This is a genomic window from Faecalibacterium sp., from assembly GCF_052358865.1.
Classification (GTDB): domain Bacteria; phylum Bacillota; class Clostridia; order Oscillospirales; family Ruminococcaceae; genus Faecalibacterium; species Faecalibacterium butyricigenerans.
The window spans coordinates 1-8,941 of record NZ_DAWCVJ010000091.1 but is presented as its reverse complement, the minus strand read 5'-3'; the positions used below and the strand labels follow the sequence as shown (position 1 = coordinate 8,941).

The window sequence follows — 8,941 nt, the reverse complement described above, 5'->3', positions numbered from 1 at the left end:
CATCTACGGCAATGTCATTGAAGACCGCATTTACAACAATCGGGATTACGATTACACCATCATTCTCCAAGACCGCATTGATGAGGTTGCAAGGGAGATTACGGAGTATCTGAAAAGCACAGACAGGATGCAAAAGACCATTGTGTTCTGTGCTTCCGAAGACCATGCAGAACGCATGAGGATTGCCCTTATCAACTATAACTCTGATATGGTTAAGGAGAACCCCGATTACTGCGTAAGAATCACTGGTTCGGATGTGTATGGAAAATCTAAACTTGATTATTTCATCTCTGTGTCCAGCCCGTATCCTGTTATCGCAACGACTTCGGAGCTTCTCTCCACCGGAGCGGACTGCAAGATGACAAAGCTGATTGTTCTTGACAAGACTGTTGAAAGCATGACCACATTCAAGCAGATTATTGGGCGAGGAACCCGTATTAGAGAAAAAGAAGGCAAGACACATTTCGTTGTTATGGACTTTCGGAATGTGACAAGGCTATTTTCCGACCCGGATTGGGATGGTCCTGTTGAACAGAACGAGGGCTTCCAGCATGGTGGCAGCAAGCCGAAAGGTAGCGGTGGTGGACAAGGTGGCGGAGGAAAAGAACCTCCTGTTGACCCCGTAGAAACCCCGATTGTCGATAAAGACGGCTGCCGAGTAAAGATTATCAATAAAACTGTTTCGGTCTATGATGCCAACGGCAAGCTGCTGAGACAGGAAGATATTATCGACTACACCAGAACCAACATCAAAGGTGAATACGCTTCTTTATCCGACTTTATCCGTAAATGGAAAGCATCGGACAAGAAGAAAACCATTGAAGAATCCTTTATGACAATGGGTATCGACTTGAAAGCATTAAAAGTAGACCAAGGCATGAAAGATGTGGACGATTTTGACTTCATCTGCTATGTGGCATACGGTAAGAAACCGCTGACCCGAAAAGAACGAGCTAACAATGTCAAGAAGAAAGACTTTTTCAGCAAGTATTCTGCCGATGCACAGGCCGTTCTTGATATATTGCTGGATAAGTACATGAACCAAGGTATCACAGAGGTTGAGGATATTAAGGTTCTCTCCCTTGCGGATTTTGCCAATTACGGTAAGCCTGCAAAAATTGTCAAGCTGTTTGGCGGCAAGGCTCAATATGAAGCCGCTGTTAGAGAGCTTGAAGCAAGTATCTATGAAGAAGTAGAGGTAGGATAAATATGGCGATGCAGTCAGGATTTATAAAACGAATTAGAGATATTATGCGAATGGACGCAGGTATCAATGGCGACGCCCAGAGAATTGAGCAGATGGTATGGATGCTCTTTCTGAAAGTCTATGATGCAAAAGAAGATGATTGGGAACTGAACGAGGACGCCTACGAATCCATCATTCCTGAAGAATTGAGATGGAGAAATTGGGCGAAAGCCGATGAACACGGTCATGCTATGACTGGGGACAAACTGCTGAACTTCGTCAACAACATTCTGTTCCCGGTGCTGAAAGGCAATGATGTGAAAGATGGTGATGCGGTTCTCTATGAAGGTATCAAGGTGACACCCGATACTCCAATTAAGAAAGCCATTGTCAAGTCCACCTTCGAGGACGCCAACAACTATATGAAGGACGGCGTTTATCTTCGTCAGGTCATTGATGTCATTGACGAGATCGAGTTTGACGATGTGAAGGAAAGCCACGCTTTCGGCTTTGTCTATGAGGAGATTTTACGGGAGCTGCAATCTGCCGGTTCTTCTGGTGAGTTTTATACGCCGAGAGCAGTCACCGAGTTTATGGCATTGATGATAAAGCCGCAGCTGGGCGAAAAAATGGCAGACTTCGCCTGTGGCACCGGCGGATTTATCACTTCCTGGCTGGGACAGCTCTCCAAACAGGTAACGGACACCACCGCTCAGAAGCAGCTGGATGACAGTATTTTCGGAATAGAGAAAAAGCCCTTTCCCTATCTGCTGTGCGTGACCAATATGCTGCTGCATGATATTGAAGTTCCGAATATCTACCACATGAACTCGCTGAAACACAATCTGCTGGACTACACGGACGATGATAAGTTCGATGTGATCCTGATGAATCCGCCCTACGGTGGGCATGAGGACAAGTCCATTCAGGGTTTCTTCCCTGATGATTTGGCAAGCTCCGAAACCGCAGACCTCTTTCTTTCGGTTATCATGTATCGCTTGAAGAAGAACGGCAGGGCTGCCGTTGTCGTGCCGGACGGCTTCCTGTTCGGTCTGGACAACGCCAAGGTAAACATTAAGAAGAAGCTCATTTCCCAGTTCAACCTGCACACTGTTGTCCGGCTGCCTGGCTCTGTGTTCAGCCCTTATACCTCAATTACCACCAATCTGCTGTTTTTTGACAACACCAAGCCGACCACAGAGACATGGTTTTATCGGGTGGATATTCCGTCTGACAGAAAGCACTTTTCCAAGACGAAGCCCATGGAGCTGAAGCACTTTGATGATTGCATTGCCTGGTGGAATGATCGAAAGGAAATTCCGGACGGCGAAAACTTCAAGGCGAAGAAGTTTACCGCCGAGTATCTGCTGAATGAACAGGGCTGCAACATCGACCTATGCGGCTATCCCCATGAGGAAGAAGAAATCCTTGACCCGATAGACACTATCCGGGAGTATCAGGAGAGACGAACCACCCTCAATGCGGAAATCGACAAAGTGCTGGCAGAGCTGGAAGCTCTGCTGCCGGGAGGTGTGAGCGAATGACACCGGAACAGTTAAAATCGAGCATTTTGCAGTATGCCATTCAAGGCAAGCTGGTGGAGCAGAGATCGGAAGAAGGCACTGGCGAGGAGCTCTTTGCACAGATACAGGAAGAAAAAAAGCGGCTGATTGCAGAAAAGAAAATCAAAAAGGAAAAGCCGCTGCCCGAAATCTCGGAGGACGTATAGCCGTTTGATATTCGGGATAGTTGGATATGGGTAAGTTTATCTCATATTTGGTCAATCTTAAACGGTGATAGAGGGAAAAATTATCCTGCAAAATCAACACTTTCAAAAACAGGTATTCCGTTTATTAGTGCAATAAACTTGAATGGAAAAACGGTTGTCGAAGATGAAAATTTATTATGCTTATCCCAAATACAGTATGATAAATTAGTCAATGGTAAACTACAAAAAAACGATGTTGTAGTTTGTATTAGAGGTTCACTGGGAAAGCATGGTGTATACCCATTTGACCAAGGCGCCATCGCATCGTCACTGGTAATTTTGAGAAATTACTTTTTTAATATATGTGATGATGAATTTTTGTTACTATATTTGGATTCACCGCTATTTTTTTCAGAAATCAAAAAATATGATAACGGAACTGCTCAACCAAATTTAGCTGCCAAAAGTTTAGAGCAATTTTTAATTCCTTTGCCTCCTCTTTACGAGCAAAAGCGCATTGTTGCCAAGATTGAAGAACTCCTCCCTCTGGTTGACCGCTATGCTGTCGCCTATGAGAAGCTGGAGCAGTTTAACACCAAGTTCCCGGAGGACATGAAGAGGTCCATTCTGCAATATGCCATACAGGGTAAGCTGGTGGAGCAGAGACCGGAAGAAGGCACCGGCGAGGAACTCTATCAGCAAATACAGGCTAAGAAACAGCGGCTTGTCAAAGAGGGTAAAATCAAAAAAGAAAAACCTCTGCCGGAAATCACAGAGGATGAAGTGCCGTTTGATATTCCGGAGAGTTGGGCAATGGTTCGATTTGGGAGTGTTGTGTCCTTGCTCTCTGGAACTGATTTTAAGCCGGAGGACTACAACAATCAAGGCGAGGGTACAGTCTATATTACAGGTGCAAGTAATTTGTCAGAGGAGGGCGTCATTGTTTCCAGATGGACCGAAACACCTCGAAATATAGCTAATCGTGGTGATGTTTTATTAGTTTGTAAGGGTTCTGGATATGGAAAAACTGTGATTTGTGATGTTGACGAAGCACACATTGCCCGGCAAATCATGGCAGTTAAAAAAACAGAAAATATGAGTATGGCCTATATTCGATATTTTTTACAAGCAAATATTCAATTTATTAAGTCAAAGGGGCAAGGCGTTATTCCTGGTATTGACCGTGCAACGGTGCTTGGTATGGCATTTCCCATCCCGCCCCTTGCCGAGCAAAAGCGTATTGTTGCAAAAATTGAAGAACTACTGCCGCTGTGTGAACGGTTGAAATGAGGTGATTTGCCTGATTAACCGAATTGTACATGAGATTCGTATGGCTTTGTCCCATGAACTGTATTTGTCAGCGTTAGCACTTGCGCTGACATTGCCAGATACCTGTGGCAAAGCTGAATATCCAAACGAGAAGTATAGTGGCGCACGCTATAAAAAATGGTGCAGCCAATATGTTATCTCAGATAGACATGATTCTCCATATGGATATGATATGCCCTATCTGAGCGAGGAAATTATTTATAATTTGCGTAATAGTCTGCTCCACCAAAGTACACCAAATATAGAGAAATCCACAATTCACGAATCTCGGTGCAGGGTTGATAAATTCGAGCTTGTCATAACCGGAGAAGATGGCGCCAACGGTGATTTAAGCGAGGTCGCCTACGATAAAGATATGAATATAGTTCAGAGAGGACTGAAAGTACATATATCCCACTTGTGCTACATTCTATCTACGGCAGCAGAGGACTATTACAAGAACAACAAAGAAAAATTCGATTTTATAAAGTATTCAATCGAAGATGACAGGCAAAAAACAATTCTGTGACGCATATGATGATTTGAAAAAAGAGTAAGCAGACAAAAGGCGATCAACCGTAAAAAGTTGGTCGCTTTTGTTTTGCCCATTATCAAAAAGGAAAAGTTGCCCATGAGCGAAGAATTGGAAAAGCTGAAACACAAACAGTATGTTGCGGAGCGCAAGAGCCGCAAGGTTTACGACCTTGACGAAAACGGAGAGCGTATCAGACCTCCCTCCGGCAACCGGAAAAACCACAAGGAGGATAAGTCTTACTATCGCCACTTTACCGTGATAATTTTGCAAAACCATATTGACGCACCCACGCTTCCACGATACCCTTTATTCCAAATCCTGCTGACAAAAGTGGTAGTTCTCACCGTGATAACCACCACTTTCAGCGGATGATTGCCCAGAAAGAACGTACCGCCCCGCAACACACCTGATTTATTTTGCCGCCGATTCACCCGACAAAATCATCGCTGCGCTGCGTGGGCGGTATTTTTCTTTTTAACAAATAAAATCTTATGTAGTTGTGCAAATCTCCAAAATTCATTTTCGGTTGTTGACTGTACAACCTCAAAGCGTTATTCTTATGATTGAAAGAAGCCGGACGTAGTGTCCGCACTGCGCCCGGCTTTCTTCATACCGAACCTTGAATCCTTCATAAGCCGTCTGAACGTGATACTGTGCCACGACCTCACACTTTCTGTGAGCGAGCCGGACAACGCCGCTGCACAAACAGGGGCAGGAACTTCGTTCGGAGCAAACGGTGACCCACATACATGAGCAGCACAATCTCTACTTATTTTTTGCGTCTTGACAATTCGGAAACATTTGTTGAAAATGCGTTTTGAGCGCAGCGGTAGAGGGCAAGAACCGTCCCGTGGCCACAAATTTTCAATTCTTGAAAATCTTGTGCTCCACCGGGACTTCACTTCTTCAATGCATCTGCATTTCCGAAGTGATCTTGTTGGGGCGTGCCTGCCCCAAACCCTGCTCATGGTTCGCGCCTGACGGTGCGAACAGCAACGGCGTGTCGTGCTTACATAACTTCACCGAGGAGTTATCGAACAGACAGGAGGTACAATGACCAAAACGAATGTTCAACCGATTCCTAGCAATTCCCAGCACCACGACACGCCGAACAACAAAACGCACGTCATCAAGTTCCGTGTGACAGCGGAGGAAAAAACGTCACTGGAACTCACTTGCAAACTCCTAAATCTCTCCCTGTCCACTCTCATCCGCCGTGCGCTGCACAATGCAAAAATCGAGCGCACTGTTGTCGTTGCCGGCGGCGGAGAAGAAACCCTGACCACTGTTTCCACCCTGCTTGTCCAGTGCAGCAAGGTGGGCACCAACCTCAACCAACTTGCACGTCACTTCAACTCCGGCGGTGCAGACACCGAGCAGATCCGGGCGAAAATCCTTGACGAACTTGCAGACCTGACCGCATTCCGGCTCAACGCCGAGAAAGTTCTGGGTGAACTGTATGGCAACGCTCAAGCATATCGCCTCTAAAAATTCTGACTACACTGCCATCGAAGCGTACCTGATCTACCGGCACGATGAGTTTACCGGAAAGCAGCTTCTGGACGAACAGGGCAGACCGATGCTGCGGGATTCGTACCTGCTCGACACCCTTGAGTGCGGCGATTTCTCCTTTGCAACGGCCTGTCTGCTGGCAAACCGCAAGTATGGCAAGAACACCCAGCATGGTGATATCAAAAGCCACCAGTATATCATCAGCTTTGACCCCAGAGATGCAGCCGACAACGGCTTGACCATGGAAAAGGCACAGGCACTTGGCCTGAAATTCTGTGAAGAAAACTTCCCCGGTCATCCTGCCATCGTCTGCACGCACCCCGATGGACACAACCATTCGGGAAACATTCATGTCCACATCGTGATCGGTAGCGTCCGAACACGAGAAGTGGAACGAAAGCCTTATATGCAGAAGCCCCGCGATTGGTGCGAGGGCATGAAGCACTCCAGCACCGCCCAGACCATGCGGCACTTGCGTGTCGAGGTCATGGAACTGTGCGAGGGTGCCGGACTGTACCAGATCGACCTGCTCAACGGCTCCAAGGAGCGCGTGAGCGAGGCTGAATATTGGGCAAGGCGGCGTGGGCAGCAGAAACTTGATCTTGCAAACGCAGCCCTCACCGCAGCTGGACAGCCGCCCAAGCAGAAGAAGTTTGAAACCGTGAAGGACACTTTGCGGAAACAAATCTCTTCGGTACTGTACCGTGCCATCAGCTTTGAAGATTTCTCTGACAAGCTCATGCAGCAGTACAGCATTGCCGTCAAGGAAAGCCGTGGACAGCTTAGCTATCTGCCCGCTGGCAGAACGAAGTTCATCCGGGCGCACAGCATCGGTGACAAGTTTGAGAAAGGACTCGTGTTTGCCGCCCTGCAGGAAAACGCTGAGCGCAAGCGCACGATTCAGTTTAAGCCTGACCGCATCAGGAAACTGGTGGATATTCAGGCAAAGCTGAAGCAGGGTAAGGGCATCGGCTATGAGCGTTGGGCAAAGAAGCACAACCTCAAAGCTATGGCACAGACCTTGATCCTCTTGCAGGAGAAAGGTCTACTGGACGAGGATGCACTCGACCAGAGAATCGCAGAGCTTGACACCAAGTTCCACGAATCGCTGGCCGTAGTGAAAGACCTGGAAACCCGCATGGCAGGAAACAAGAATCTGCGTAATCACGTTGCTGCCTACCAGCAGTACCGCCCGATTGCGCAGAAACTGAACGCTGCTAAATCCCCCGCAGCCTTTGAAGAACAGCACCGTGCTGATCTGACAGCGTACCGGTCGGCAGCAGACTATTTAAAGACAAACAACATCACCAAGCTACCCAGCCCGAAAACGCTGGAAGCTGAGTATGCGCAGCTGGCATCCGAAAAGGCAAAGTTCTACGAGCAGTACAAGGAAGCCAAGGAAGAACTGCTCAAACTGAAAACCGCAAAGCAGAATGTTGCGTCCTATTTCCGGGAGGAAGAACCGGCGCAGCAGGAGAGATAAAGGAGTGTGCGTATGATCAACCTGAAAATTGACCCGGAGTTCCAGTCCCAGATTCCCCCTCTGACCGATGATGAATTTAAGCAGCTTGAAGAAAATATCCTCAAAGAGGGCAAGCTGCTGTCTCCTTTGATCGTGTGGAACAACACCCTTGTTGACGGCCACAATCGTTATGCCATTCTCCAGAAGCATCCTGAGATTTATTTTTCCACCATGCCGCTCCCGTTTGAAAGTAGAGAAGAAGTTCTCGCTTGGATTTGTAAGAACCAGTTGGGGCGGCGCAACCTCACCCCGGAGCAGAAGTACTACCTGATGGGCAAACAGTACGAAGCCGAAAAAGCTGCGCACGGCGGTGACCGCAAGAGCACCGGTGCAAAATCAAGTTCGCTAAAAGCGAACTTGATCGACAGCACCAAGACCTGCGACCGAATCGCAGAAGAAAACGGAGTGAGCAAGGACACCGTTATCCGCGCCTCGAGGTATATGAAAGGCGTGGAGATTGCGGAAGAACTGATGCCGGGCTTAAAGCAGAGCATCCTGTCCGGACAGATGAAAGTGTCCAAAGCGGATATGCACCGCCTTGCCAAGGTGGCCAGCAATGACCGCGCACAGGCCTTGCAGGATATTCTGCACCCGGAGCTGAAGGTGGAACCGACGCCTGACGCTGACGGTGTGATCCGCATTCCGGGTAAAGCGCCTGTCATGCCATTCCGAAAGTTTGAATCGGTTTACGACAGCGATGCTTACCCGGAGGATGTACGGTACGAGTATGTGGCGTTGGAAGAACTCACTACTCGTTTCCGCATTTCGTTCAACTACCAGTTGGAGAAGATGCCCGATGATGCGCAGCGTGATGTGATTCTGGAGATCATTCACAAGCATAAGGACTATCTTACTTCTCTGGAAGCCGCACTCACAGATGTTAAAGACCAGACAGCATAACAACAGGCACATGGTATGCTGTTTACCGATGTCCAAAGGAGCGTGCGTTTGAACAAAAAGAAAAAGTCCACAAACACTTCCCCTTATCCCGATGAAGCCATCGAACGTCTGGCACGGGCGTTCTACCCGGCCATCCTTGCCTGCTGGAACAGCGAGGAAGGCCAGCGCGAGTTTGCCGCGTGGCAGGCGGAGCAGGCTCATCACACCACCAGTAAAGAGAAACAGAGCGTTCCCGACTGCTGGGTATCCGTAAAACAGTTTTCGAAAAAT

At 47.8% G+C, this 8,941-nt stretch carries 9 protein-coding genes and 1 pseudogene; all 10 read left to right on the top strand.

Annotated features, from left to right (window positions below; genetic code table 11):
• Positions 1–1,207 (top strand): type I restriction-modification enzyme R subunit C-terminal domain-containing protein (locus ACT8X9_RS11700; protein WP_444269102.1); only part of this gene is annotated, 1,207 nt, incomplete at its 5' end.
• A 2-nt stretch (positions 1,208–1,209) separates the two neighbouring features.
• Positions 1,210–2,730 (top strand): N-6 DNA methylase, encoded by a 1,521-nt coding sequence (locus ACT8X9_RS11695; protein ID WP_444269101.1) that lies wholly within the window; start codon positions 1,210–1,212, stop codon positions 2,728–2,730.
• Positions 2,727–2,915 carry a hypothetical protein gene (locus ACT8X9_RS11690; RefSeq protein WP_444269100.1) on the top strand — a complete coding sequence of 63 codons (189 nt, stop codon included), beginning with the start codon at positions 2,727–2,729 and terminating at the stop codon, positions 2,913–2,915. The genes ACT8X9_RS11695 and ACT8X9_RS11690 overlap by 4 nt, the downstream gene beginning before the upstream one ends.
• A 9-nt stretch (positions 2,916–2,924) precedes the next feature.
• Positions 2,925–4,184: a restriction endonuclease subunit S gene (locus ACT8X9_RS11685; RefSeq protein ID WP_444269103.1), complete on the top strand. Its 1,260-nt coding sequence runs from the start codon at positions 2,925–2,927 to the stop codon at positions 4,182–4,184.
• A gap of 40 nt (positions 4,185–4,224) precedes the next feature.
• Complete coding sequence (locus ACT8X9_RS11680) at positions 4,225–4,731, top strand: hypothetical protein (protein ID WP_444269099.1); 507 nt, start codon at positions 4,225–4,227, stop codon at positions 4,729–4,731.
• 102 nt (positions 4,732–4,833) lie between these two features.
• On the top strand, positions 4,834–5,109 hold the full coding sequence (locus tag ACT8X9_RS11675) for a hypothetical protein (protein WP_444269104.1): 276 nt from the start codon (positions 4,834–4,836) through the stop codon (positions 5,107–5,109).
• 681 nt (positions 5,110–5,790) lie between these two features.
• Positions 5,791–6,225, top strand: coding sequence for a plasmid mobilization protein (locus ACT8X9_RS11670; protein WP_444269098.1), 435 nt, complete (start codon positions 5,791–5,793; stop codon positions 6,223–6,225).
• A complete protein-coding gene (locus ACT8X9_RS11665; protein WP_444269097.1) occupies positions 6,197–7,732 on the top strand; it encodes a relaxase/mobilization nuclease domain-containing protein in 1,536 nt (511 codons plus the stop codon). The genes ACT8X9_RS11670 and ACT8X9_RS11665 overlap by 29 nt, the downstream gene beginning before the upstream one ends.
• A gap of 12 nt (positions 7,733–7,744) precedes the next feature.
• Positions 7,745–8,671, top strand: coding sequence for a hypothetical protein (locus tag ACT8X9_RS11660; RefSeq protein ID WP_444269096.1), 927 nt, complete (start codon positions 7,745–7,747; stop codon positions 8,669–8,671).
• Between the two features lie 42 nt (positions 8,672–8,713).
• A pseudogene (locus ACT8X9_RS11655) lies at positions 8,714–8,941 on the top strand (hypothetical protein); the annotation flags it as partial.

Bases quoted from the DNA above. Each gene is read 5' to 3' on its own strand.
- ACT8X9_RS11695 (WP_444269101.1), top strand. From the start codon at position 1,210: ATGGCGATGCAGTCAGGATTTATAAAACGAATTAGAGATATTATGCGA.
- ACT8X9_RS11690 (WP_444269100.1), top strand. From the start codon at position 2,727: ATGACACCGGAACAGTTAAAATCGAGCATTTTGCAGTATGCCATTCAA.
- ACT8X9_RS11680 (WP_444269099.1), top strand. From the start codon at position 4,225: ATGGCTTTGTCCCATGAACTGTATTTGTCAGCGTTAGCACTTGCGCTG.
- ACT8X9_RS11675 (WP_444269104.1), top strand. From the start codon at position 4,834: ATGAGCGAAGAATTGGAAAAGCTGAAACACAAACAGTATGTTGCGGAG.
- ACT8X9_RS11670 (WP_444269098.1), top strand. From the start codon at position 5,791: ATGACCAAAACGAATGTTCAACCGATTCCTAGCAATTCCCAGCACCAC.
- ACT8X9_RS11665 (WP_444269097.1), top strand. From the start codon at position 6,197: ATGGCAACGCTCAAGCATATCGCCTCTAAAAATTCTGACTACACTGCC.
- ACT8X9_RS11660 (WP_444269096.1), top strand. From the start codon at position 7,745: ATGATCAACCTGAAAATTGACCCGGAGTTCCAGTCCCAGATTCCCCCT.